Origin of the sequence: Frankia sp. AvcI1 (genome assembly GCF_001420875.1) — a bacterium.
Lineage (GTDB): Bacteria > Actinomycetota > Actinomycetes > Frankiales > Frankiaceae > Frankia > Frankia alni.
The window spans coordinates 1-25,139 of record NZ_LJFZ01000017.1 but is presented as its reverse complement, the minus strand read 5'-3'; the positions used below and the strand labels follow the sequence as shown (position 1 = coordinate 25,139).

At 73.8% G+C, this 25,139-nt stretch carries 11 protein-coding genes and 26 pseudogenes; 2 read left to right on the top strand and 35 right to left on the bottom strand.

What is annotated here, in order from left to right:
• Positions 1-86: 86 nt before the first annotated feature.
• The 28 genes and pseudogenes from proB to UK94_RS17850 all read right to left on the bottom strand — a co-directional run.
• Positions 87-1,199, bottom strand: coding sequence for a glutamate 5-kinase (gene proB / locus UK94_RS17915; protein ID WP_041939021.1), 1,113 nt, complete (start codon positions 1,197-1,199; stop codon positions 87-89).
• Between the two features lie 8 nt (positions 1,200-1,207).
• Positions 1,208-2,842: a GTPase ObgE gene (gene obgE, locus UK94_RS17910; protein WP_011603100.1), complete on the bottom strand. Its 1,635-nt coding sequence runs from the start codon at positions 2,840-2,842 to the stop codon at positions 1,208-1,210.
• A gap of 214 nt (positions 2,843-3,056) precedes the next feature.
• The gene (gene rpmA, locus UK94_RS17905) at positions 3,057-3,326 is read right to left on the bottom strand and encodes a 50S ribosomal protein L27 (RefSeq protein ID WP_009739808.1); all 270 of its coding nucleotides are present in this window, start codon (positions 3,324-3,326) and stop codon (positions 3,057-3,059) included.
• A gap of 29 nt (positions 3,327-3,355) precedes the next feature.
• Positions 3,356-3,649, bottom strand: a 294-nt coding sequence (gene rplU / locus UK94_RS17900; protein WP_235488471.1) for a 50S ribosomal protein L21, incomplete at its 3' end; no start/stop codon positions are given.
• A gap of 1,209 nt (positions 3,650-4,858) precedes the next feature.
• Positions 4,859-6,140, bottom strand: a pseudogene (locus tag UK94_RS56555) (ribonuclease E/G); the annotation flags it as partial.
• Position 6,141: 1 nt separating this feature from the next.
• A pseudogene (locus UK94_RS56550) lies at positions 6,142-6,458 on the bottom strand (ribonuclease E/G); the annotation flags it as partial.
• Between the two features lies 1 nt (position 6,459).
• Positions 6,460-8,980 (bottom strand): annotated as a pseudogene (locus UK94_RS56545) (ribonuclease E/G); the annotation flags it as partial.
• Positions 8,981-9,095: 115 nt separating this feature from the next.
• Positions 9,096-9,253, bottom strand: a pseudogene (locus UK94_RS56540) (radical SAM protein); the annotation flags it as partial.
• Positions 9,254-9,265: 12 nt separating this feature from the next.
• Positions 9,266-9,857 (bottom strand): TIGR03936 family radical SAM-associated protein (locus UK94_RS17885; protein WP_235488469.1); only part of this gene is annotated, 592 nt, incomplete at its 3' end.
• A pseudogene (locus tag UK94_RS56535) lies at positions 9,841-10,353 on the bottom strand (B12-binding domain-containing radical SAM protein); the annotation flags it as partial. The gene UK94_RS17885 and the pseudogene UK94_RS56535, both read right to left, overlap by 17 nt.
• A gap of 1 nt (position 10,354) precedes the next feature.
• Positions 10,355-11,744: pseudogene (locus tag UK94_RS17880) on the bottom strand (TIGR03960 family B12-binding radical SAM protein); the annotation flags it as partial.
• A gap of 1 nt (position 11,745) precedes the next feature.
• On the bottom strand, positions 11,746-11,922 hold a 177-nt coding region (locus UK94_RS56530), incomplete at its 3' end, for a hypothetical protein (protein WP_235488547.1).
• 187 nt (positions 11,923-12,109) lie between these two features.
• Positions 12,110-12,753: pseudogene (locus UK94_RS56525) on the bottom strand (FtsW/RodA/SpoVE family cell cycle protein); the annotation flags it as partial.
• A 1-nt stretch (position 12,754) separates the two neighbouring features.
• Positions 12,755-12,873: pseudogene (locus UK94_RS56520) on the bottom strand (hypothetical protein); the annotation flags it as partial.
• Between the two features lies 1 nt (position 12,874).
• A pseudogene (locus UK94_RS56515) lies at positions 12,875-13,329 on the bottom strand (FtsW/RodA/SpoVE family cell cycle protein); the annotation flags it as partial.
• A gap of 167 nt (positions 13,330-13,496) precedes the next feature.
• A pseudogene (locus UK94_RS56510) lies at positions 13,497-14,680 on the bottom strand (penicillin-binding transpeptidase domain-containing protein); the annotation flags it as partial.
• Between the two features lies 1 nt (position 14,681).
• A pseudogene (locus UK94_RS56505) lies at positions 14,682-15,615 on the bottom strand (penicillin-binding transpeptidase domain-containing protein); the annotation flags it as partial.
• Between the two features lies 1 nt (position 15,616).
• A pseudogene (locus UK94_RS56500) lies at positions 15,617-15,914 on the bottom strand (penicillin-binding protein 2); the annotation flags it as partial.
• A pseudogene (gene mreD, locus UK94_RS17865) lies at positions 15,911-16,295 on the bottom strand (rod shape-determining protein MreD); the annotation flags it as partial. The pseudogenes UK94_RS56500 and mreD, both read right to left, overlap by 4 nt.
• A 1-nt stretch (position 16,296) precedes the next feature.
• A pseudogene (locus UK94_RS56495) lies at positions 16,297-16,412 on the bottom strand (rod shape-determining protein MreD); the annotation flags it as partial.
• A 47-nt stretch (positions 16,413-16,459) separates the two neighbouring features.
• A complete protein-coding gene (mreC, locus tag UK94_RS17860; RefSeq protein ID WP_055750757.1) occupies positions 16,460-17,455 on the bottom strand; it encodes a rod shape-determining protein MreC in 996 nt (331 codons plus the stop codon).
• Positions 17,456-17,733: 278 nt separating this feature from the next.
• Positions 17,734-17,950 (bottom strand): annotated as a pseudogene (locus UK94_RS56490) (rod shape-determining protein); the annotation flags it as partial.
• Between the two features lies 1 nt (position 17,951).
• A pseudogene (locus UK94_RS56485) lies at positions 17,952-18,150 on the bottom strand (rod shape-determining protein); the annotation flags it as partial.
• A gap of 1 nt (position 18,151) precedes the next feature.
• Positions 18,152-18,284: pseudogene (locus UK94_RS56480) on the bottom strand (rod shape-determining protein); the annotation flags it as partial.
• A 1-nt stretch (position 18,285) separates the two neighbouring features.
• Positions 18,286-18,540: pseudogene (locus UK94_RS56475) on the bottom strand (rod shape-determining protein); the annotation flags it as partial.
• Between the two features lies 1 nt (position 18,541).
• Positions 18,542-18,710, bottom strand: a pseudogene (locus UK94_RS56470) (rod shape-determining protein); the annotation flags it as partial.
• Positions 18,711-19,368: 658 nt separating this feature from the next.
• Positions 19,369-19,498: pseudogene (locus UK94_RS56465) on the bottom strand (nucleoside-diphosphate kinase); the annotation flags it as partial.
• Position 19,499: 1 nt separating this feature from the next.
• A partial coding sequence (locus UK94_RS17850) for a nucleoside-diphosphate kinase (RefSeq protein WP_235488467.1) occupies positions 19,500-19,782 on the bottom strand: 283 nt, incomplete at its 3' end.
• A 1,563-nt stretch (positions 19,783-21,345) separates the two neighbouring features.
• On the opposite strand from UK94_RS17850, the gene UK94_RS56460 reads away from it, so the two are divergent.
• Both UK94_RS56460 and UK94_RS17840 read left to right on the top strand, forming a co-directional pair.
• Positions 21,346-21,540 (top strand): hypothetical protein (locus UK94_RS56460; RefSeq protein ID WP_235488465.1); only part of this gene is annotated, 195 nt, incomplete at its 5' end.
• Between the two features lie 141 nt (positions 21,541-21,681).
• Positions 21,682-22,851: Mur ligase family protein (locus UK94_RS17840; protein WP_235488463.1), on the top strand; the 1,170-nt coding region annotated here is incomplete at its 5' end.
• Positions 22,852-22,932: 81 nt separating this feature from the next.
• On the opposite strand, the pseudogene UK94_RS56455 reads toward UK94_RS17840, so the two are convergent.
• The 7 genes and pseudogenes from UK94_RS56455 to UK94_RS56420 all read right to left on the bottom strand — a co-directional run.
• Positions 22,933-23,117 (bottom strand): annotated as a pseudogene (locus tag UK94_RS56455) (ATP-dependent Clp protease ATP-binding subunit ClpX); the annotation flags it as partial.
• A gap of 1 nt (position 23,118) precedes the next feature.
• Positions 23,119-23,402: pseudogene (locus UK94_RS56450) on the bottom strand (ATP-dependent Clp protease ATP-binding subunit ClpX); the annotation flags it as partial.
• Between the two features lie 19 nt (positions 23,403-23,421).
• Positions 23,422-23,531: pseudogene (locus UK94_RS56440) on the bottom strand (hypothetical protein); the annotation flags it as partial.
• Position 23,532: 1 nt separating this feature from the next.
• Positions 23,533-23,720, bottom strand: a pseudogene (locus UK94_RS56435) (AAA family ATPase); the annotation flags it as partial.
• A 1-nt stretch (position 23,721) separates the two neighbouring features.
• Positions 23,722-24,176 (bottom strand): annotated as a pseudogene (locus tag UK94_RS56430) (ClpX C4-type zinc finger protein); the annotation flags it as partial.
• Positions 24,177-24,689: 513 nt separating this feature from the next.
• Positions 24,690-24,890 (bottom strand): annotated as a pseudogene (locus tag UK94_RS56425) (ATP-dependent Clp protease proteolytic subunit); the annotation flags it as partial.
• A 1-nt stretch (position 24,891) separates the two neighbouring features.
• A partial coding sequence (locus tag UK94_RS56420; protein WP_235488461.1) for an ATP-dependent Clp protease proteolytic subunit occupies positions 24,892-25,139 on the bottom strand: 248 nt, incomplete at both ends.

The window sequence follows — 25,139 nt, the reverse complement described above, 5'->3', positions numbered from 1 at the left end:
CCAGAACGCACCGCAGGGGCTCGCCACGGCGGCGAGGGAACGAGGGGGCGGTAGGGACGGCGGGTACGAAGGGGCGGCGAGGAAGATCAGCGGGTCGGCAGCAGCAGGACGAGGTCGTCCCGGTGCACGATCTCCCGTTCGTAGGAGGGGCCCAGTTCGGCGGCGAGCTCGGCGGTGGACCGCCCCAGCATCGCCGGCAGCTCCGCCGCGTCGAACGCCACCAGCCCCCTGGCCACCGGGCGACCGCCCGGATCGACGAGATCGACGGGGTCGCCCGCGGAGAAGTCGCCCTCGATGCCGGTGACCCCGGCCGGCAGCAACGACGCCCGCCGCCGCACGACGGCCGCGACGGCTCCGTCGTCCAGGCGCAGCAGCCCCTCCGGCGCGGTGGCGTGCGCCAGCCACAGCAGCCGGGAGGCCCGGCGCGGGCCGGTGGGGTGGAACACCGTCCCGACCTCCTCGCCGCGCAGCACCGGCGCGGCGTTCGCCGCCGAGGTGATGATTGCGGTGACGCCGCCGGACGCGGCCATCCGGGCAGCCTCGATCTTGGTGGCCATGCCGCCGACGCCGACGCCGGCGGTACCCGTCCCGCGGGCGGTGAGCCCGGCGAGATCCGCATCCGAGCGGACCTCGCGCAGCAGGTTCGCCGGCCCGTGGCGGGGGTTGGCGTCGTAGAGGCCGTCCACGTCCGACAGCAGCACCAGCAGGTCGGCGGACACCAGGTGGGCGACGATCGCGGCGAGGCGGTCGTTGTCGCCGAAGCGGATCTCCTGGGTTGCCACCGCGTCGTTCTCGTTGACGATCGGCACGACGCCGAGCTCGAGGAGCCGGTCGAGCGCGGTCCGCGCGTTGCGGTAGTGGGTGCGGCGGATGACGTCGGTGGCGGTCAGCAGCACCTGGCCGACGCGGAAGCCCGCCCGGCCGAAGGCCGCGGCGTAGCTGTGGACCAGGGAGCTCTGCCCCACGCTGGCCGCGGCCTGCTGGGTGGCGAGGTCACGCGGCCGGCGGGCCAACCCCAGCGGGGCGAGACCGGCGGCGATCGCCCCGGAGGAGACGAGCACGAGCTGCCCCGCCCGGGGCAGCAGCGCGGACACGAGCCCCTCCAGGCGGGCGACGTCGAGTCCGCCCGCCGCCGTCGTCAGCGACGACGACCCGACCTTGACGACGACCCGTTGCGCGTCGGCCACGAACGCCCGCATGCCGACGCCTACGCGTCCGCGTCGACGGCGCCGCCCGTCCGGGCGTCGGCGCCCGAGGCGTCGATGTCGGCGTCGGCGTCGGCGTCGGACAGGCGGGCGCGCCGCGCCCGGGCCATCCGCTCGGCCCGGGTGAGCCGGACCGAGCCGCTGAGCCGGTCGTCGCTGCCCCGGGGCCCCAGGGAGGCCGTCGCGGCCACCGCGCGACCCGCGGGACGCGGCGGCGCGGCCGTCGGGACGCCCGGGCTCCGCTCCCCCGCCGCGGCGGCCTGGGCACCCGCTCCCGGCTCGTCGGCGCCGAGAAGATCCACGGCGGTGCCATCGCCGGCCAGCCCAGCGCCGCCCAGCCCGCCGCCGCTGAGGGTCGGCTCCCACTCGAAGGTGACGTCGCCGATCGTGACCTCGACGCCCGCGGTCGCGCCGAGGCGGGCGAGCTCCTTCTCCACCCCGAGCCGGGCGAGCCGGTCGGCGAGGAAGCCGATGGCCTCGTCGTTGGTGAAGTCGGTCTGGCGCACCCACCGCTGCGGCTTCGCCCCGGAGATGAGGAAACCATCGCCGTGCGACGTCACGGTGAAGTCGGGTTCGTTCACCGCCCGCGGGCGCAGGACGACGCGGGTCGCCGCGCGGCTCGGCGCCGCCGCCCGCAGCGCCGCGACCCGCTCCGCCAACGCCAGCGACAGCGCGTGCACCCCCCGCCGGGTGGCGCTGCTCACCGCGAACACGTCGAGCCCACGGGCTCGCAGATCGGCGGTGACCAGGTCGGCGAGGTCGGCGGCGTCGGGCACGTCGATCTTGTTGAGGACGACGAGCCGGGGACGGTCGGACAGATCGGCGGAGTACGCCGCGAGCTCGGCCTCGATGACGTCGAGATCGGTCAGCGGGTCGCGTCCCGGTTCGAGGGTCGCGCAGTCCAGCACGTGCACGATCAGCGAGCAGCGCTCGATGTGCCGGAGGAACTCCAGGCCCAGGCCACGCCCCTCGCTCGCGCCGGGAATGAGACCCGGGACGTCCGCCACCGTGTACGGCGGATGATCCCCCGCCCGGGCCACTCCGAGGTTGGGCACGAGGGTGGTGAAGGGGTAGTCGGCGATCTTGGGCTTGGCGGCGCTCAGCACCGACACCAGGGACGACTTCCCCGCGCTGGGGAAGCCGACGAGCGCGACGTCGGCCACCGTCTTGAGCTCCAGGACGGCGTCGAGCAACTCGCCGGGCTCGCCGAGCTCGGCGAATCCGGGGGCCTTGCGCCGGGCGGAGGCCAGCGCCGCGTTCCCCCGACCACCGCGACCGCCTCGGGCGAGGACGAACGCGCTGCCCGCCCCGACCAGGTCGATGAGCTGCTCGCCGTCGCCGGTGAGGACGACCGTGCCGTCGGGCACGGGGAGGATGAGGTCCTCCCCGTCCGCGCCGCTGCGGTTCGAGCCCTGCCCGGGCCGGCCGCGCGAGGCCCGCTGGTGCGGATGGAAGTGGAAGTCGAGCAGCGTGGTGACGCTCGGGTCCACGACGAGGCGCACGTCGCCGCCGCGGCCGCCGTCACCGCCGTCCGGACCGCCCAGCGGCTTGAACTTCTCCCGGTGGATGGAGGCACAGCCGTGGCCGCCGTCGCCGGCCGCCGCGTGCAACACCACCCGGTCGACGAAGGTCGGCATCGCTGCCCCCTCTTCCCTGGTCCGTCTCGTACGGTCCGCGTGCCGCCGTCAGCCGGCGGCCCGCCTCATCCCCGTCGTGCGTACGTACATGCCAAAACCGCGCGCACCAAACCCAGGCGGGATGATGCGCGCGGCTGTGTGCGTGGCGTCGGGGCGGCGCTGTGGTGGNGGAGCCAGGTCTGGCTCCGCCGGCCGGCATCACCGCCCGGGCAAGTCAGGCGGCGGGCGCCGCCACCTGCTCGACCACGTTCACGACGCGGCGGCCGCGCCGGTGGCCGAACTGCACGTGCCCGGCCGACAGTGCGAACAGCGTGTCGTCCTTGCCTCGGCCGACCAGCTCACCGGGGTGGAAGTGGGTGCCGCGCTGGCGGACGATGATCTCGCCGGCCTTGACGAACTGCCCACCGAAACGCTTCACGCCCAGCCGCTGGGCGTTGGAGTCCCGACCGTTGCGCGAGGAGCTCGCGCCCTTCTTATGCGCCATCTCGCTCAGGCCTTCCCGGTCTCGATGCNGGTCACCTTGAGACGCGTCAGCTTCTGGCGGTGGCCCTGACGCTTGTGGTAGCCGGTCTTGTTCTTGAACTTGTGGATCCGGATCTTCGGACCCTTGACGACGCCGACCACCTCGGCGGTCACCTCGACGGACGCAAGCGCGCCGGCTTCGTGGGTGACCGAGTCGCCGTCGACGAGCAGGAGCGCCGGAAGGTTCACGGCCGCGCCCGGCTTCCCGGAAAGGAGTTCGACGTCGACGACATCGCCGACGGCGACCCTGTGCTGCTTGCCGCCGCTGGCAACGACCGCGTACACCAGATCTCCCTGCTGTTGTTGAACCGCTGTGACCGCACGGAACCACGTTCCCCGCGGAGCTTTGGGTGCGCCCCCCGCCGCCGCCGGCCGCACAGCAGCCGTCGAGCGGCTCCTCCGGTGGGCCGGGCCCAGTCCGGATGAACGCGCGGACTCCACCTTACAGGTCATCGCCGCGGGGGTGACGATCGGGAGCCGCGCCGGTGGTCCCCGCCGACGGCCGCCCGGGGCGACGACAGACGCCGAGGCGTGCGCCAGACGCCGAGGCGGGCGCCAGCCGGCCGGGACCCGCCGAACCGCAGGCGGACCGGTCACCCCCGGTCGCGTCCCGCTGTCCCCCCGCATGCGGGCCATATCTCCGGATGACCCGGACGGGCCATGGTGGAGCCGGCCGGGGAAGGAGAAGCATGGAACGTCCACATGGCGCAGTTCCACGATGGATCGTGAGGCTTCGACGCCGCAGACAGCATCGTGGGAAGCAACGTCGCGTCGGGGGTGATGGGGATGGTCTGGCAACTGCTCGTCTGGACCGCGGGCGCCGGGACCGCCATGGCGCTCGTCGTGGNATGCCGCCCAGCGGCCGAGGCGGCCCGCCGCCACGGCTCGGTTCCCGGTACGGTGCCGGCCGCGACCGGCGCGCTGGCAGCCCTGGTCGTGGTCGGCCTGGCCCTGACGGCCTTCGCCGGTGTGCCGCCGTGGGCGGGCGCCTGCTGGCTCGTGGGGACCGCGATGGCGGCGGGATGGATCGCCCTGCGGCGTCGGGATCCGGCCGCCTGGGGGGTGCCCGCGACGCAGCCGGTGAGCGGGGATGCGGGGCAGGACGGTTCGCCGCGTCAGCGGATGAGCCCGGACCTCGCCGATCAGGACGATCTCGTCCAGTCGCTGACGATCGCGTCATACGCGTTGCAGATGGGCGACGCGGGGCGGGCCCACCAGGCCGTCGAGGTCGCGCTGTCGCGCTCCCGGGCCACCCTGGACCTGCTGATGCGCGAGAACCCGGGCCGCGGGTTCGTCCGCTCCGGCCCGGCCACGTCGCAGACTCCGGCCGGTCCGACCGCCGCCTGAGGCCGCCTCAGCCCGACCGCGCCTCCCGGTCGGCCGCCCCCCCCCCGTCCCGTCCGAAGGAATCCGGACGGGACGGGGCGACCTACCTGGGCTCGCGTGCCCGCGCCGCTCGGCGCGGCGGGCACGCGCAGTGCCTGCCGCGGCCGGTCAGGCGCCGGTGGACTCCGCCGAGGGCGGCACGGACTCCAGCGACTCGGCTGGCTTCGACACCGGACGGGACGCCCGGCGCCGCCGGCTCCGGACGGGCTTGCCGGCGGCCCCACCGCTGTCGGCGGTGGCGAGGCTGTCGGGGTCGTCGGTATTCGCGTACACAGGCGGTGTCGCGGCCCCACCACCGCTCTGTGCGAGGGGGGCCGCCGGGGCGGCCACCGTCACCGCTCCCGCGGGAACGTGGCCGTTGCCGTTCGCCGTCACGATCGGTCCGACAGCGCTGGCGTCCGCCACCGCGCCGGTGGGCGCCGACGGCGAGTCGGGGGCACCCCCGGCAGCGCCGGCCACCACGCCGGCGTCGTCGTCGCCCGCCGCGGCCGGCTGGCCGAGGTCCGCCGCCGACACGACGCCGTCTGCCACCTCGGCGGCCCCGACGGCAGCACCGACCGAGGCGGCCGCGACGAGCGCGGGGCCCCCGGCGGCACGGGTGGCGGCGCCGCGCGAGCGCCGGCCCGACCCGCCGGACCCGGATCCGACCGCGGCCGGTTCGGACTGGCCCGCGCCGGAGCCGGCGGAGGCGGCGGAGGCGGCCGGCTGGTGGGCGTGCCCGCCGCCGTTGAGGTGGATGAGCACGCCGCGGCCGTTGCAGTGCACGCACGGCTCGCTGTATGCCTCCAGCAGGCCCTGGCCCACCCGCTTGCGGGTCATCTGGACCAGCCCGAGGCTCGTCACCTCCGCGACCTGGTGGCGCGTGCGGTCGCGCCCGAGGCACTCGGTGAGCCGGCGCAGGACCAGCTCCCGGTTGCTCTCCAGGACCATGTCGATGAAGTCGATGACGATGATCCCGCCGATGTCCCGCAGCCGGAGCTGGCGGACGATCTCCTCCGCGGCCTCCAGGTTGTTCTTGGTGACGGTCTCCTCGAGGTTGCCGCCCTTGCCGGTGAACTTGCCGGTGTTGACGTCGATGACCGTCATCGCCTCGGTGCGGTCGATGACCAGCGATCCGCCCGACGGCAGCCAGACCTTGCGGTCCAGCGCCTTGGCGAGCTGCTCGTCCACCCGGTAGTCGACGAAGACGTCCCCGGACCCGGTGTAGCGGCGGATGCGCGGGCGCAGGTCGGGGGCGACGGCGTCGATGTACTCCTCGATCGTCGCGGCCTCGCCGGAGCCCTGGACGACCAACTCGGTGAAGTCCTCGTTGAAGATGTCGCGGATCACGCGCACGACGAGGTCCGGCTCGCCGTAGAGCAGCGACGGCGCGGATGCCTTCTTGGCGCGGNGCTGGATGTCCTCCCACTGCGCGGCAAGCCGTTCGATGTCACGCTCGAGCTCGGCCTCGCTGGCACCCTCGGCGGCGGTACGCACGATGACGCCGCCGTCCTCGGGTGTGATCTTCTTGAGGATGCTCTTGAGCCGCGCCCGCTCGGTGTCGGGCAGCTTGCGGCTGATGCCGGCGTTCTGCCCGTCCGGGACGTACACGAGGTAGCGCCCCGGCAGGCTGATCTGGCTGGTGAGCCGGGCGCCCTTGTGGCCGATCGGGTCCTTGGAGACCTGGACCAGGACCGACTGCCCCGACTTGAGCACCTGCTCGATCTTGNGGGGACGGCCGTCGAGCCCGGAGGCGTCGTAGTTGACCTCGCCGGCGTACAGGACGGCGTTGCGGCCCTTGCCGATGTCGACGAACGCCGCCTCCATGCTGGCCAGCACGTTCTGCACCCGGCCGAGGTAGACGTTGCCCGCGTACGACGCCGAGCTCGCCCGGGTGACGAAGTGTTCGACCAGCACGCTGTCCTCGAGGACGGCGATCTGGGTGCGGTCGCCGGCGTGGCGCACGATCATGCGACGCTCGACCGCCTCGCGGCGGGCGAGGAACTCGGCCTCGGTGACGATCGGCGGGCGGCGCCGGCCGCTGTCGCGGCCCTCACGGCGCCGCTGGCGCTTGGCCTCCAGCCGGGTCGAGCCGCTCAGGCCGCGGACCAGGTCCTCGTCCCGGCGGACCTCCCGAACGTGCACGACCGTGTTCGGCGGGTCGTCGACCACCGCCGGCTCGTCGCCGCCGGCACGCCGACGCCGCCGCCGACGCCGGCGGGAACCGCCCGCGCGATCGTCCTCGTCGTCGTCGTCGCCGTCCTCGGCGCGCTCCGCCGCCTCGCCGCCGTCCGCGGCGGCGGGCTCCAGCTCGCCGCCCCGCCCGGGACGATCGGCGGCGTCCGCGGCCGCCGCGGCGTGCGGGGCCTCGTCGGTCTCGCCGGCGCCGTCCTCGACGTCGGTCTCGGTGCCGTCCTCGTCGCCGCGGGCCCGGCCACGACCCCGCCGGCCACGCCGCCGGCGGCGGGTGGAACCCGACCCGCCGGCCTGGTCATCCTCGTCGAACTCGCCGTCCTCGTCGACGGCGGCGAGTTCCTCGACGACGGTGTCGATGTCGATGTCATCGTCGGCAGGCTCCGCCTCGACGGGCCGCTCGGCGGCGGCGGTCGGCGCCGGCTCGACGGCGGGTCCCGCCTCGTCCGCACCGACGGCGTCGGCACGCCGCCAGCGCGGCGCCTCGGCGGCCGCCGGCTCCGGCGCCTGGAAGGTCACCATCGCCACCGGACGGCGGGCCGCCGGGCGAGAGACGGGCTCGGCGGGCGGCTCGTCGCCGATGCCGGCCCAGGTCGGGGCGGTGACCCGCCGGGTCCTCGTCCGGGTGCGGGTGCCGGCCGGCGCCGATTCGGCGGCGGCCGGTTCGGGCTGCGCCGGCTCGTCCTCGGCCGGTGCCTGTCCCTCGGCGGGTGCCTGTCCCTCGGCGGGTGCAGAACCTGTGGCGGGTGTGGACACGGGAGCCGAACCGAACGGCGTGCCCGTGGCCGGGGCCTCGAAGACCCCGAGCGGCTGGACGGCGTCGACGACGGACGGCTGGACGGCGGACGGCTGGACGGCGGGCGACTCGACTGCGGGTGGCTCGGCGACGGCCGACGATCCAGCGACCGCGGACGGCTCGGCGACGGCGACCGTGGGGTTCTCCTCGGCCGAAACCTCGCTCGTCGGGACCGGGCCGGGGGGAACGTCGGCAGCCGAAGATCCGGCGACCGGCGCCTCCGCCGCCGGCGCGGAACCGGATGCGGCCTCGGGGGCGCCCTTCGCGGCCGTCGCGCGACGCCTGGTGGTCCGGGTACGGGTGGCTCGAGTCCTGGTGGGCTCCCCGCTTCCGGCCTCGGTGGGCTCGGTGGCGGCCACCGGCGCCGGTTCGGCAGCCGACGGCTCGGAGGCAGGGGCCTCGGCCGCCGCGGATTCCGTGGCAGCGCCAGGGGCGGCGGGTTCCGTCGCAGCGGCGGTGGCCTCGGCTGCGGGGGGTACGGCAGGTGCCGTCACCGGGCCGGACGTGGCCCGCCGGGCACGGGTCCGCTTGGGCTTCGGCGTGTCCTCGACAGGCGGCGTGGCCGCGGTCTCCCTGGACGGCGCTCCGGCGACAGGCAGAGCTGTCGCGTCGGCTTCGGCCACGGGTTCGGCCGGGGTCGGGATCTCCGGGGTCGGGATCTCCGCCGCGGCGACGTCACGGACGGCGCGGCGGCTGCGGGTCGCCCGGGTACGACGGGCCGGCGCGGCCGGCTCGGCACCCTCGCCGGTGACGTCACCGGCAGCGGCGCTGCCACCGGCGGGCGTGGCGGTCTCGGACGAGGCGGTGACGGCCGGCAGCGTGACGGCCGGCGACGTGACGCCAGACGACGTGGCCGGGTCGTCGGGCGGGACGGCCCCGGAGACGGCCGGCTCGGCCGTGGCAGCCACCTGCGCCTCGGTCGGGTCGGAGGTGGCCGCAACGCTCGTGTCGGCCGCCTTCGCCCGGGTCGAGCGGGTGCGCGTCGTGGAGCTGGTCCTCGTTCGCCGGCGGGCGGGCGCTGCGTCGGCGGACGCCGGCTCGCCGGGCGGTACGGCGTCGTCGCCGGAACCGGCCGCGGGGGCCGGGGAGCCGGCCGCGTCGCTGGTCACGCTCGGGGCGGCGATTGCCACGGCGCCGTCGGGAGCGGACCCGTCCGGGTGCTCGGGGGGCGGACCGGCGGCCCGCCCTGCGGCCCTGCGCCGACGCGGCGCTGGGCGAGTGGATTCGGATTCGGTCTGAGTGGTCAGATCATCGTCGGGCACGGGTTAAGAAGCCTCTCGGGCTCCCGGGCGCGCTGCCTCGTGCAGTCGCGGCCGCGCAGAAGCCAATGTCTCGGTCCGGCTAGGGTGCCACCGGGAAAGCCTGCGACGCCCTGCATCACGCTGATGACCGACCTGCCAGCCGGCCAGCGTCGTTGCGGTCCGGCGCCAGCGGGTCCGCCAGCGTCCTATCCTCGCGCAGTCGGCCCTGCTCCAGCCGGGTTGGCTCGGGCGGCACCGACGGGCGCAGACCGGCTACCACGCCAAGGGCGGTCANCACGTCGTCTNGTCGCACAGCGGGCGTCGTGTGCCGCACGACCATCTCCAGTATCGCACACGTGTCGTTCTCTGCACGACAAACGGCCAAGACCATGGCCGCACGCACATCGAATCGGCGCCGGCCGTCCTTGGTCGCGCGCTCGACCTCGACGACATCACGGCGCAGCAACTCGGCCACCGCGCCGCGCAGCTCGGGCTCCGCGACCCCCGGCAGCCGCACCACCCACCGGGAGGCGTCGATCCGCTCGGCGAGTCCGGCGCCCTCGGCCGCCACGGCGCCCACCACGTCCAGTCCGGGCGGCAGCGCCGCGTCCAGGGCGGCCCGCAGCAGCGCCGGCTCCACCGTCACGGCCAGCGCCAGCTCGACGTACTCGGCCTCGCTCGCGGCGCCGGTGGGCGCGGCACCCACCCAGGAGATCCGGGGATGCGGGCTGAAACCCGCCGAATACGCCATCGGCACCGCCGCCCGGCGCAGCCCCCGCTCGAAGGTACGGGCCACATCCCGATGTGACAGGAATCGCAGCCTGCCTCGCTTCGCAAAGCGCAGGCGAACCCGCTGGACCACCGGCGGGGGCGGCGGCCCCTCAGGCCGGCGTGCCACTACCCACCGCAGCGGGGTCGAGCCGGACGTCGCCGGCCGGCCCGTCGCCGGCACCGCTGCCGGCCCCGGCCGACTCGGCCGAGTCGGCCGACTCGACGACCTCGGCGACCTCGACCCGGGAGGCGACCACCGGCGAACCCGCCGACACGCCCACCACCGGCAGCAACGACCGGCCGGTCGGGCCGATCTGGGTGTCCGTCCCCATCGTGGGGCAGACGCCGCAGTCGTAGCAGGGGGTCCACCGGCAGTCGTCGAGCTCGGTCTCGCGCAGCGCCTCCTGCCAGTCGGCCCACAGCCAGTCCCGGTCGAGGCCCGCGTCGAGGTGGTCCCACGCCAGCACCTCGCGCTCGTCGCGCTCGCGGGTCGTGAACCAGTCGAGGGAGACCCCGAGCGGTTCGAGCTCGGCGGCGCACGCCGACTCCCAGCGTTCGAACGAGAAGTGCTCGTTCCAGCCGTCGAAGCGACCGCCCTCGCGCCAGACCCGCTCGATCACCGCNCCGACCCGACGGTCGCCGCGGGCCAGCAGGCCCTCGATGATGCCGGGACGGCCGTCGTGGTAGCGGAACCCGACGGCGCGGGCGATCTCCTTGTCGGCCCGCACGGTGTCCCGCAGCAGCTTCAAGCGCGCGTCGGTGACCTCGTGCGACGCCTGACCCACCCACTGGAACGGGGTGTGCGGCTTCGGGACGAAGCCGCCGATCGAGACCGTGCAGCGGATGTCGCGGTGGCCGCTGGCGCGTCGACCGGCCCGGATCACCTCCCGGGCAAGATCGGCAATCTCCAGCACGTCCTGGTCGGTCTCGGTCGGCAGGCCGCACATGAAGTAGAGCTTCACCTGGCGCCAGCCGTGGGCGTAGGCCGTGCTGACGGTGCGCACCAGGTCCTCGGCGCTGACCATCTTGTTGATGACCTTGCGCAGCCGCTCGGAACCGCCCTCCGGGGCGAACGTCAGCCCGCTGCGCCGGCCGTTGCGGGAGAACTCGTTGGCGAGCGTCACGTTGAAGGCGTCGACCCGGGTCGAGGGCAGGCTCAGCGAGACGTTGCCGCCGTCGTAGCGGTCGGCGAGGCCGGTCGCGATCTCCCCGATCTCGGTGTGGTCGGCGCTGGACAGCGACAACAGGCCGACCTCGTTGAAGCCGGTGGCCCGCAGCCCCGCCTCGACCATGGCGCCGATGGTCTCGATGTTCCGTTCCCGCACCGGCCTGGTGATCATCCCGGCCTGGCAGAACCGGCAGCCCCTGGTGCAACCGCGGAAGATCTCCACGCTCATCCGCTCGTGCACCGTCTCGGCGAGCGGGACCAGCGGCGCCTTCGGGTACGGCCAGGAGTCGAGGTCAGACAGTGTGTGCTTGGTCGGCCGGGCCGGGATGTCGTCGCGGTTGGCGGTGACCGCCTGGATGCGGCCGTCGGGCCGGTAGGCGACGTCATAGAACGCCGGCACGTAGACCAGCCGCCGCCGGGCGAGCCGGGCGAGCAGCTCGGTGCGCCCGCCGGGGGCGCCGGCCGCCTTCCAGGCGCGGATCACGTCGGTGATGCCGAGCACGGCCTGCTCGCCGTCGCCGAGCACCACGGCGTCGACGAACCCGGCGATGGGCTCGGGGTTGAACGCGGCGTGCCCGCCGGCGACGACCAGCGGGTCGGACTCGCCACGGCGCTCGGCGTACAGCGGGATCCCGGCGAGGTCGAGCGCGGTGAGCATGTTGGTGTAGCCGAGCTCGGTGGAGAAGCTGACGCCGAGCACGTCGAAGTCGCCGACCGGCCGGTGGCCGTCCACGGTGAACTGCGGCAGGCCGTGCTCGCGCAGCAGCGCCTCCAGGTCGGGCCACACCGAGTAGGTCCGCTCGGCGAGCACGTCCGGCTGCTCGTTGAGGATCTCGTAGAGGATCTNCAGCCCCTGGTTGGGCAGGCCGACCTCGTAGGCGTCCGGATACATCAGGGCCCAGCGCACCGCGGCGGCGTCCCAGGGTTTGACGATGGAGTTCCCCTCGCCACCGACGTATTGCACGGGCCTTCGCACCCGCGGGAGCAGCGGCTCCAGGCGAGCGAACAGCGACTGTCCGGACATGCAGGCGAGCCTACGGCACGGGCGCACCCCACCAGGCGTCCGAGCGATCAGCCGAACCTCGGGACACTCCCGACCATCCACGCCCACCGCCCGCCCGACCCGTCCCTCCAGGTGAGGCTCCCTGCTTGTCCNGAGGCTTCCGCGCCCGATTCATCCCTCTGGACAAGCAGGGGAGGCCGGGCGGCGGCTACAGGGCGTAGGGGTCGGAGCGCGAGCGTAGGCGGACGTTCTGAAGCAGTCCGACGGCGATCATGTTGGCGAACATCGACGAGCCGCCGTAGGACAGAAACGGCAGCGGCAAGCCGGTGACCGGCATGATCCCCAGGCACATGCCGACGTTGACGAACGACTGGAAGGTGAACCAACAGACCACGCCGGTCGCGATCAGCGCGCCGAAGGAGTCCTGGGAGGCGAAACCGATCGACAGCGCCCGCCACAGCACCACGCCGAGCAGCACGATGATCCCGCCCGCGCCGAGATAGCCCAGCTCCTCGCCGGCCACACTGAACACGAAGTCGGTCTGCTGCTCGGGGACGAACTGCCCCTGGGTCTGCTGGCCGTGCAGCAGGCCGCGGCCGGTCACGCCGCCGTTGGCAATCGCGATCATGGCCTGGGCGACGTTGTAGCCGGTGCCGGAGGAGGCCTTGTTCTCGGAGACGAACGAGGTGAGCCGGGCCTCCTGGTACGGCTGGAGCAGATGGAACTGCAGGATCGCGCTGCCGAACAGCACCCCGCAGAGGATCAGCCCCAGCACCCACCGCCGCGGCGCCCCGCTGACCGCCAGCATGCCGAGGGTGGTGAAGACCAGCACCATGACCGTGCCGAAGTCCGNCTGAAGCATGATCAGCGCAATCGGGACCACGGTCAGTCCGAGCACGAGCAGGACGTCGCCGTGGCCGGGGGCGCTGCGCCGGATCCCGGTCTGGCGGTCCTCGTGCTGCTCCCCCAGGANCATCGCCGCGCCGACGACCAGCGCCACCTTGGCGAACTCCGACGGCTGCAGCTGGAAGCCGGCCGGCAGCACGATCCACGAGTGCGCGCCATTGATCGTCGATCCGAACAGCAGCACCGCCACGAGCCCGACGAGCGAGCCGAGGTAGACGAACGGCGCGTACGCGCGCAGCACCCGGTAGTCGACGACGGTCGCGATGGCACCGAGCACCAGCCCGATGGCGAGGTTCAGCAGATGGCGCTTGAGGAACGTCTGCGGATCAGCGCCGGCCTCGCCGAGGCGCTGGCGGGTCGCCGACCACACCAGCAACGCGCCCACGACGGACAGGCCGATGACGCAGAGCTGCAACGTCCAGTCGAGCCGCCGCAGCGGCGAGTGGCGCCCGGAGGCGCGGTCCCGCAGCTGCCCGATCCGCCCTCGGACGGGTACCGGGGACGAACGCAGCGCGGTCGGTCNCGCCTCCTGGTTCACCACGCCTCCTCCCACACGTCGCCTTCATCGCCCGGCCGGCACGGGGCCGGCCGGACATCACCGGACCGGGGACGTCGTGCTCCTGAACATCGGCCCGGCCGTCCGTGCGCGCCCGGGACCACGCCGACACCGGGTGGTCCGGCGGGGCGGGTCACGGGCGCGGGGTGCCCGCGGGCGGGGCCCGGCTCGGCGCCGACGACAGGACGCCGACGGCGGCGGGCGGCCCCGCGATCCCGGCCGGCCGGTGCCAGCCGGCCGGGCCGGTCCCACCGGTCGCCACTGCGGGGCCGGTGCGGGCGGCGTCGACGGCCGTCGACAGCGCGGGCAGCACCGCAAGCGGACCACCGACCGGCGCTCCGGCGACCGGCCCCCGTCCCGGCGCCGACACCGGCTGCGCCACGACGGTCCCGACCGGCGGCGCCGCCTGCGACGCCGCCTGCGACGCCGGCACGGATCCCGCCGGGGACGGGATGATCGACGGGAACGCCGCCGCGGCGGACGTCGCCGCGATCGTCCCGTCCCGGTTGATCTTCGGCAGGGCGCCCGGGGGCTGGCCGCCCGGCATCGCCGCCGCCTGCCCGACGCCGTAGATGGCCTGGTAGATCCGTTTGGCGACCGGGGCGGCGTACTCGGCGCCGGTGCCGGAATCCGGGATCGTCACCACGACGGCGAAGCGTGGGTCGTTCGCCGGGGCGAAGGAGGCGAACCAGGATGTGTCGCCCTTGCCCTCGACCTCGGCGGTGCCCGTCTTGGCGGCGATCGGGACGATGGTGCTCGGCCAGTCCGCGAAGACGCCGGTCGCCGTGCCGCCGCCCTCGGTGGTGACGCCGGCCAGGCCGCCGCGGATGTAGGCGAGGATCTCCGGGGAGACCGGCAGCGTCCCGGCCTTGCGCGGCGGGAAGGTCTGCACCACCCGGCCGTCCGGGGCGACCGCAGCCTTGGCCAGCGTGGGCTTCCACAGGGTGCCGCCGTTGGCGATCGCGGCGTAGGCCGTGGCGAGCTGCAGCGGGCTCAGCGACAGGTACTGCCCCTGGCCGATCGCGAACTGGGTGGCCGCGCCGGCGTTGTAGAGGTAGCCGTCCACGCACGCCTCGGCCGCGTACTTGCGGAACCGCTCCGCCTTGACCGGGTCGTGCTCCTCCGGGTAGCCGTTCTTCGCCCGCCGGCAGTAGGAGTCCTTCAGCTCCTCCCAGATCGCCTTCGCGCCGGCGCGGTCGACCACGGACCCCTTGGCCTCCCCGGGCAGGTCCAGGCCGGTGGCCTTGCCGAAGCCCATGGCCTGGGCCATCCGGACGAAGTACTCCTTCGGCGGCGCGTAGGGCCCACGGCCGTTGCNCAGGCCGCCGTCGGCGAGCCACGAATCGTAGGCGAACTGGTCGAAGATGACGTCACAGGAGATGACGAGCGCCTGGTGCAGGGTGATCGGCCCGGCCGACTCGCCGTCGAAGTTGTGGAAGACCTGGTCGCCGATCTGCAGCGCCGGGGCACAGTCGAAGCGCTGGTCGCCCCTGGCGCCCAGGTTCTGCATCGCGACGGCGGTGGAGACGGCCTTGAACGTCGAGCCGGCCGCCCCCGAGCCCTGGTAGGCCCGCGAGAGCAGGGGGATGCCGTTGGCCGGGTCCGACAGGGCCCGGTAGTCCTGCTCGGAAACGCCGCCGACGAACACCGACGGGTTGTACGACGGCAGGCTGGCCATCGCGACGACGCCGCCGGTGCGCACGTCGAGCACGACCGCCGAGGCGGTCCGGTTGCCGCCGCCGAGCTGGTTGATGGTGTCCTGCAGTGCCTGCTCGGTCGCCTGCTGGACGCCGAGGTCGAGGTTGAGCACGAGGTGGTCGCCGCTGATCGGCGCCGTGGTCGACGCGGTGCCGGCCACCCGGCCGAAGCGGTCCACCTCCAGGCGCTCCACCCCGTCGGTGCCGCGCAGCTCGTCGTCGTAGGTGCTCTCCAGACCGGCGACGCCGATCAGGCTGTTGAGGTGGTAGCCCTTCTCGTCGCCCTGCTTGTCGAGCTGGTCCTGGGTGACCGGGGCGAGGTACCCCAGCTCGTGCGCGGCCAGCGAGCCGTGCGGGTACTCGCGCACGGCCTGCAGATCCGCCGACACGCCGGGGAAGCGGTCAGGATGCTCGATGACGGCGAGCGCCTGCTGGGGGCTGACGTCCTTGGCGACCGGAACCGGTTGGTAGGGCGAGCCGTTCCAGCACGGCGGCTTCACCTGGGCGGTGCAGAACCTGATCCGCCTGGTCAGCTCGTCGGCCGGGGTGTTGATCNCCCCGGCGAGCCGGGCGAGGACCGCCTTGCCGTGGTCGGCCTGCCGGTCCGTCGCGGACCGGTTCACCGAGATGACCAGCGAGGTGCGGTTGCGGACCAGGGGCTGGCCACGGTCGTCGAGGATCATCCCGCGGGTCGCGGGGGTCACCACCTCGCGCACCCGGTTCGTCTCGGCGACCTGGCGGTAGTGGTCCCCGTCGAGAACCTGCAGCACCCACAGCCGCGCACCCAGGGTCGCCAGCAGCGACAGGACCAGCACCCGCAGCAGCAGGACGCGGATGCGCATCCGATCGTTCATCGGCCGCCCCGCCGGGAGCGGCCGGACAACCGCCGGGAGCCCGCGGCCAGCAACGGGAACAGGAACGGGGTCAGCAGCACCGCGTAGACGCCGGCGGCCAGCGCGCGGACGACCGCCTCTCCGCCGGTCAGCGCCGCCTCACCAAAGATCGAGGTCGTCGCCGCGTAGCCCAGGGTGCCCGCCACGCAGGCTCCGGCGATCACCGCGAGGGGCACCGCCACCGACCGCTCCGCCGCATCCATCACCAGGCCAACAGCGTAACCGACCAGACACATAACGAGAGCAGACTGGCCGAGAACGTGACTTGACGCCAGATCGGCCAACACCCCGACCACAAACCCGCTGACCGCTCCGACCAGCGGACCCTCCAGCAGCGAGATCNCGGCCAGCAGGATGAGCACGAGGTCCAGCCGGCCGCCGGGCAGGCCCAACCGGGCGACGATCGAGACCTGCACGACGAGCGCGACCGACAGCAGCGCGACTGCGGCGACGAAGGTGNGGGCGCGCAGGGTGTCCGCGGAGCCGGNGATGTCCCACATGCCCAGTCAGCCCGCCCCGCCCTGGCCGGGCTGGATCGTCCCGGAGGTGGTCGTGCCGGGCCCGGTCGTGCCGGAGGTCGTCGTGCCGGAGGTCGTCGTGCCGGGACTGGCCGGGCCGGACGCGGGCGGCTGCGCGGCCGGCGGGGTCGGCACCGGCTGCGGCGCCAGCAGACGGTCACCCGGGTCCGTCGCCGGCCGGCCGACGACCACGCCGACGAGGTCGAGCGTCCCGACCGACACGTACGGCCTGACCTCCGCCGTCCGGGACAGGCCGCCGACGTCGGTGACCTTGGTGACGACGCCGATGGGCACGCCGGCGACGTAGTCCATGCTGCCGAAGGTCACCAGCCGGTCGCCCTTCTGCACCCGATAGGAGGCGTCGTACAGGGTGAAGGTCAGCGTGCTCGGCCCCTGGCCGCCGGCCACGGCGCCGAGCAGCTGGGTGCGTTCCAGGCGGGCGCCGACCCGGCTGCCCGGGTCGCAGGCGAGGCGGACCACGGCGGTGTGGGCCGTGGCCGAGGAGACGGTGCCGACGAGCCCGTCGGCGTTGAGGACGGTCTTGTCGACGTCGACGCCGTCGTCCCGGCCGGCGTTGATGGTGACGGTCCAGTCCGTGCCCGTCACGTCGCCGACCGCGATGACCTTGGCCGGCACGATCGAGTACCGGCCCTTGTCCGCGATCAGCCGCAGGTCGCCGAGCTGCTTGGACATCCGGCCGATCTCGGCGTTGTCGGCGAGCTGGCGGCGCAGCCCGGCGTTCTCCTGGGCCAGCCGGTCGGCACGGTCGTGGTAACGGTTCGGATGGCCCAGCGACGAGGCGGTCCGGCCGATCGGCCGGGTCACCGCGGTCACGCCGTCCTCGACGCCGCCGAGGACGGAGTGCACGACCCCGCGGGCTCCGCTGGCGGAGCGGCCGGTCTTGTAGTCGAGGGTGATCAGGGTGAAGGCGGCGATGAGCAAGGCGACGATCACCAGGCGGGATCGCCTCGTGTCACGCCCCACAGCAGCCTCCGAACAAGCTCTCAGGCCCCGCGCCGCCGCACGGCAGGCGCCGGGCGGCACGGGGCACCTGCCCGCTCACCGCGGGGCGGGCACGGCACCGGCCGGGTGGCGACGGGCCGGCGGCGCCGGCCGGAGCCGGCCGCCGCGCGCGGTCCGTCGCTGAGGTCGGACGATCCACATCGCCGCGACGTTCCCGGATCTGACACGAAACTCCCCACCGGTGGGGACGTCCTGGACAGCGCCCGCAGGGACGCGCCGGGGGGTGCGACCGCGGCCCGTTACCGCCGCGGCTCCGAGATCAGTACCTGCTGGAGCGCCTCGAACTCCTCGACGCACTTGCCCGAGCCCATGGCCACCGAGTGCAGCGGGTTCTCGGCGATGTGAATGGGCATGCCGGTCTCGTGCCGCAACCGCTCGTCGAGCCCGCGCAGCAGGGCACCGCCGCCGGTCAGGACGATGCCGCGGTCCATGATGTCGCCGGACAGCTCCGGCGGGNAGCGGTCCAGCGTCACCTTCACCGCGTCGATCACGGCGTTGACCGGCTCCTCGATCGCCTTGCGGATCTCCTCCGCGGTCACCACGATCGTCTTGGGCAGGCCGGTGACGAGGTCGCGCCCGCGGATCTCGGCGCTGGGCTCGTCGGGCACCTTGTGCGCCGAGCCGATCGCCATCTTGATCTCCTCGGCGGTGCGCTCNCCGAGCATCAGCGAGTACTCCTTCTTCACATAGGAGATGATCGCGACGTCCAGCTCGTCGCCGGCGGTGCGGATCGACTGGCTGGTGACGATGCCCCCCAGCGAGATCACGGCGACCTCGGTCGTCCCGCCGCNGATGTCGACGACCATGTTGCCGGTCGGCTCGTGCACCGGCAGGCCCGCGCCGATGGCGGCGGCCATCGGCTCCTCGATGATGTACACCTTGCGGGCGCCGGCCTGGTAGCCGGCGTCCTTGACGGCCCGCTGCTCCACCCCGGTGATCCCCGACGGCACGCAGACGACCAGCCGCGGCTTGGCGAAATGGCGCCGCCGGTGCACCTTCTGGATGAAGTACCGCAGCATCCGCTCGGTGGTCTCGAAGTCGGCGATNACGCCGTCCTTCAGGGGGCGCACGGCCACGACGTTCCCCGGGGTTCGGCCGATCATCCGCTTGGCGTCCGTACCGACCGCGAGGATGCCGGAGGTCGTGGTGTTGATGGCGACCACGCTCGGCTCGTTGAGCACGATCCCGCGGCCGCGCACGTACACCAGGGTGTTGGNGGTACCGAGATCGACGGCCATGTCACGACCGAGGAACGACAGCGAACTGGACATCGTCGGGTACCGACCTTCCCGGGGNGATGCGGTCCTGGCCGCCTCCGGCGCGGCCGACGGCACGGCCAGCCAGGGAGCCGGAGAAGCGCGTGGAACACGTACAGGGTTCGTAGATCGGGCAGGACGACCCGGAGCGCCCCACGCGGAAACGACCGCGGCAACCAACCGTCACAGCCGGTCACTGCGACCCACCGGACACGCTCCGGGCAAGTACTTGAAGGGTAGACCGCCGGGCAGCCCCCCGCCGCCCCGGCCGGTCACGGGACGGCTCGTGTCACCCTTGGGTCAGACCGACCCAACGACCATCAACGGGTGACAGCCCCCCTACGCAACGCGTCTCAACGAGGCCCCGACGGANGGACGAAGACGCGATGCAGGCACGAAACAGCCGGCTGCGATCAGCAGAGTGCGTCCACAGCTGCGCGGACGAGGACTCCCGGGGGCCACGTGGCGCCGGGGAACTCACCCGAATCCGGTGAGCGCACGGCGTCGTCCGGTCCGCCCAGGACCACGCCGCGACCACTCACCCATCCGTGCCAGCGGGGATGGGTGCCCGTCCGTCCGCACCCGCCGAACGGACGAGGACGGACGAGCCGGCGCAGGTCAGCTCAGGCCGGGGAAGAACAGGTCGATCTCGCGCTTGGCGGACTCCGGCGAGTCGGAGCCGTGCACGAGGTTCTGGCCGATTTCCAGCGCGTAGTCGCCGCGCAGCGAGCCGGGGGCGGCCTTCACCNGGTCGGTGGCGCCGATCAGCCCACGCGACGCCTCGACGGCCCGCGGACCCTCGGCGACCAGCGCGACCAGCGGGCCGGAGACGATGAAGTCGACCAGCTCGCCGAAGAAGGGCTTGCTGGCGTGTTCGCCATAGTGCGTCTCGGCGACGGAGCGCTCCAGCGTACGCAGCTCCAGGGCCACCAGGGTGAGCCCCTTGCGCTCCAGCCGGCCGACCACCTCACCGACGAGGCCACGGCTGACGCCATCGGGCTTGACCAGGATGAGGGTGCGCTCGGCGGACACGGTACTCCTTCTCGATCATCGACTTCGTCGTCCTCGACGGGCCCGCGGGCCCGGTGTCAACTTACAGGGTGCCCGCGCCATCACCATGGCCGAACCGGGCCACCTCAGGACCGCAGCAACGCCCGCGCCCGACCCACAACGGGGGCCGAACCCGTCACCAGCACCCCGGCTCCGCCGAGGTCGGCGTCCTCCTCGGCGAGCCGCACCGCGTCGTCGACCGCGTCGTCGAGCCGGGGGGCGACCTCGACCCGGTCGGCGCCGAACACACCCGTCGCCACGGCCGCGAGATCGTCGACGCCCAGCGCCGCCGCCGTCGCCCCGCTCGTGACGACCACGTGGGCGAGGACCGGCTCGAGCGCGGCCAGGATCCGGGCGGCGAGCGCCTCGTCGCCGTCGACGGCGACCACGCCGACGAGCACGTCGAAGCCGAACGCCTCCTCGACCGCGCCCGCGAGGGCCGCCGCGCCGAGCGGGTCCTGGGCGACGTCGAGCACGATCGTCGGTGAGCGGCGCACGACCTCCAGCCGGCCCCGGACGTCGACCTGGGCGAGCCCCGCCCGGACGGCGTCGAGGTCGAGCGCGCTGCGGCCGCCGCCCAGGAACGCCTCGACCGCGGCGAGGGCGACCGCCGCGTCATGCGCCTGATGGGCGCCGTGCAGAGGCAGGAAGAGCTCGTCGTACGTGCCGCCGAGCCCCTTCAGCGTGATCACCTGCCCGCCGACGGCGATGCGGCGGCCGAGCACGCCGAACTCCATGCCCTCCCGGGCCACCGTCGCCCCGCTGCCGGCCGCCCGCCGCAGCAGCGCCTGCGCGGCCGGCAGGGCCTGCTGGGCGAGCACGACGAGGGTGTCCGCCCGGATGGCCGAGCCGACCCGCGCGGCGATCCGGGCGAGCTCCGCCTCGGCGGCGTCGGTGTCCCCGGCGAGCACGGCGGCGTCGACGGCGTCGGCCGCGCTGCCGAAGGCGTCGACGGCGTCGAGCGGGTTCACCCCGGCGACGCCGTCCGGGCCGGTGACCGCCACCGGGGTGATCGCGGCCACGGGCGCGTCGAGCAGGTCGGCCAGGTCGCCGAGGACCACCGAACCGTCCCAGCCCGACTCGACGACGGCCACGTCGACCGGGGCGTCCGCGAACGCGGCGAAGGCCACGGCGGCGAGCAGCTCGACGGCGCTCAGCGGGCCGTCATCCTCGATCAGCGGCAGGTACGGCGCGATGTCGTCGAAGGCCGCCCCGAGCACGTCGGGCGAGATCGCCGCGCCGGCCAGGCCCACCTGCTGGGCGCTGCCGAGCCAGCCGGGCGAGCGCAGGCAGCCCGCGCGGATGCCGAAGGCGTCGAGCAGCGCGCTGATGGCGGCCACGGTGGAGCTCTTCCCCACGGACCCCGCGACCACGATGCTGGGGAAGGCCCGCTGCGGCTGACCGAGCAGGTCCAGCAGGCGGCGCAGCCGCGCCAGCCCCGGCGGGACCGCGACGGCGGCACGCTGCGCGTACGCGGCCGCGAACGGGGCGGGACCCGCCCAGGCGTCACCGCCGGATGCCGATCCCGACGTCGATCTGGATGTNGATCCCGATGTCGATCCGGATGTCGAGGTGGTGCCGGCGTTCGCCGCGGCGCCTGTCACGGCCCCGATCCTACGAGTCCGGACGACCGGCGGTCCCCGGGCACCGCGGCGGCCCGCCGACCTGCCCGTCGACCGCCGCCGGCAGCACGGCCGACTCGTCCGGGTTGCGCGGGTCGCTACTGTCGAGCTCGGGTGAAGGAGGCGGGAACAGCAGGTGACGTGGACCTATGAGGCGGCATGCGCCGCGCTGGCCAGCTCGGTGGACCTGGAGAAGCAGGCGATCACGGCCGAGCCGCCGGTGCCGAGCCTGGACCGGATGCGGGAGCTGGCCCGCCGNCTCGGCGACCCGCAGAACCGGGCCGCGATGATCCATCTGACCGGCACGAACGGCAAGACGTCGACGGCGCGGATCACCTCGGCCCTGCTCGGCGCCGCGGGCCTGCGGGTCGGCCAGTACACCAGCCCGCACCTGGAGCGGACGAACGAGCGGCTGGTCGTCGACGGCCGGCCGATCGACGACGCCGAGTTCGCCCGCTGCGTCGGCGCGGCGGTGGACGCGGCCGCGCCGATGGCGGACCGGCCGACCTTCTTCGAACTGCTGACGGCCGCGGCGTTTTACTGGTTCGCCGACCGGGCCGTCGACGCCGCGGTGGTCGAGGTCGGGCTGCTCGGCCGGTGGGACGCCACGAACATCGCCGACGGCCGCGTCGCGGTCGTCACCGGCATCGGCGCGGACCATCTCGACTACGCGGGAAGCCTGGCCGGGGTGGCCCGGGAGAAGGCCGGCATCGTCAAGCCCGGCGCGGACCTCGTGCTCGGCGAGGTCGACGCCCGCTTCGACGACGTCTTCACGCGGACGCCGGCGGCCCGGGTCCTGCGCCTGGGCCGGGACTTCGCCATGTCCGGCGGCCGTCCCGACCCCGCGGGGCGCCGCGGCGATCTGCGCACCCCCGCCGGCCGTCACGACGACGTCCTGCTGTCCCTGCACGGCGCCTACCAGGAGGCCAACGCCGCGTGCGCGCTGGCGGCGGTGGAGGCGTTCCTCGGCCGGCCGCTGCCCGCCGAGGCGGTCCGGGCCGGGCTCGGCTCGGTGCGGGCGCCCGGCCGGCTGGAGATCGTCGGGACGGCTCCGCTGCGCGTGCTCGACGGCGCCCACAACCCGGCGGCGGCGGCGGCGCTGGCCCGCTCGCTCGCCGAGGAGTTCCCGGGGCGGCGTTGGACGCTCGTCTACGGCGCGCTGCGCGGCCACGACTTCGCCGCCACCCTGGCGGAGCTGCGCGGCCAGCCGATCGACTCGCTGGTGGCGTGCGAACCGGCGTCCCCTCGGGCGATCCCGGCCGAGCAGGTCGTCGAGGCGGCGCGTCGGTGGGCGATCCCCGCGCAGAGCGCCCCGGGGGTCGCGGCCGCGGTACGGCTCGCCCGGCGACGGGCGGGGACGACCGGCGCGATCCTGGTGACCGGGTCGTTCTACCACCTCACCGAGGCGCGACGGGCGCTGGCGGAGTAGCCGGGGAGCTGATTCGGAGCCGGGACGGGGCGGGGCGGAGCGGGCAGTGGGATCCCGTCCCGCCCCGGCCCGGCTGCGGCCTCAGGCCGACTTCTCCTGGCGGGGCGCCCGCTTCGAGGCGACGTCCCGCGGCACGAGCGTGGGGTTGACGTGCTCCAGGACGACCTCGCGGGTGACGACGACCCGGGCGACGTCCTTGCGGCTCGGGATGTCGTACATCACCGACAGCAGCACCTCCTCCATGATCGCCCGCAGGCCGCGGGCGCNGGTGCCGCGCAGGATCGCCTGGTCGGCGATGGCCTCCAGCGCGTCGGAGGTGAAGTCGAGATCGACGCTGTCCAGCTCGAACAGCCGCTTGTACTGCCGGACCAGGGCGTTCTTCGGCTCGGTGAGGATCCGGATCAGCGCCTCGCGGTCCAGGTTGGACACGCTGGTGATGACCGGCAGCCGGCCGATGAACTCCGGGATCATGCCGTACTTGAGCAGGTCCTCGGGCATGATGTCGCCGAACACGTCGGAGGCGTCCGGGTCGTCCTTGCCGTGCAGCACGGNACGGAAGCCCAGCGACTNCTTGCCGATCCGCGACTCGATGATCCGGTCCAGCCCGGCGAAGGCCCCGCCCACGATGAACAGGACGTTCGTCGTGTCGATCTGGATGAACTCCTGGTGCGGGTGCTTGCNCCCACCCTGCGGCGGCACGCTCGCGGTGGTGCCCTCCAGGATCTTCAGCAGGGCCTGCTGGACGCCCTCGCCGGACACGTCCCGGGTGATGCTGGGATTCTCCGACTTGCGGGCGATCTTGTCGACCTCGTCGATATAGATAATCCCGGTTTCGGCCTTTTTGACGTCGTAGTCGGCGGCCTGGATCANCTTGAGCAGAATGTTCTCGACGTCCTCGCCGACGTAGCCCGCCTCGGTCAGCGCGGTCGCGTCGGCGATGGCGAACGGGACGTTGAGCATCCGCGCCAGCGTCTGGGCCAGCAGCGTCTTGCCACAGCCGGTCGGGCCGAGCAGCAGGATGTTGCTCTTGGCGAGCTCGACCTCGGCCTTGGCGCCCTCGGCACCACCGCCCCCGCCCGAGCCACCGGCCTGCACCCGCTTGTAGTGGTTGTAGACCGCGACGGAGAGGGTCTTCTTCGCCGTCTCCTGCCCCACCACGTAGCTGTCGAGGAACTCGTAGATCTCGCGAGGCTTGGGGAGCTCGTCCCACTTGAGCTCGGAGGACTCGGAGAGCTCCTCCTCGATGATCTCGTTACACAGATCGATGCACTCGTCACAGATGTAGACGCCAGGGCCGGCGATGAGCTTTTTCACCTGCTTCTGCGNCTTACCGCAGAACGAGCACTTGAGCAGGTCACCNCCATCACCGATGCGTGCCACCGAGGACTCAGTCCCTTCGTCCAGACGATGGTGTCGCCTGCGTGTCAGGGGCGGTTGACACCGCCCGGTCGTCGCGTGTCTGCCTGCAACCATCCCCGTGGGGACGGTACCCCGCCGAGCGGCCCGGTGAGTGCCCTATCGCTCGGCTCATACCGGTCAGCCTACGGTCACCATGGCCGTCCTCGCGCGTCCGCGCAGTCCCATAAGGCCAACGCGTCACGGACATCGAGCGGCCGACCACTTTCGACCCGTCGGCGCGTCGCGCAGGCCGGCCCCCGACCGCCCCGCGCCGCGCCGGCGACCTCGCGCGGCATCGTGCCGCGCGAGGCGTCGGCCGCGGGGCGCGCGAGGCACCCGACCGGCGCCCCGACCTGCGCCGGGAGTCCGGTGAGTGCCCGTCGTCCGGCCTGTCGTCCGGCACCGCGTCCGGGACCCNCCGCTAGCGCGTGGTCGCGAGNCGGGAGGACTTGCGGGTCTTGATGACCTCGTCGATCAGGCCGTACTCCTTGGCCTCGTCGGCGCTGAAGATCTTGTCCCGCTCGATGTCCTTGCGGATGTCCTCTTCCTTCCTGCCGGTGTGGGTGGCAAGCATCCGCTCCAGCAGCGACCGCATCCGCAGGATCTCGCGGGCCTGGATCTCGATGTCGCTGGACTGGCCCNCCCCCTGCGCCGACGGCTGGTGGATCAGGATCCGGCTGTTCTCCAGCGCGAACCGCTTGCCCGGCGTCCCCGCCGCCAGCAGCACCGCCGCCGCCGACGCCGCCTGCCCCATGCAGATCGTCGAGATGTCCGGCCGCACGAACTGCATCGTGTCGTAGATCGCCGTCAACGACGTGAACGACCCACCCGGCGAGTTGATGTAGATCGAGATGTCCCGGTCCGGATCCTCCGACTCCAGGAACAGCAAC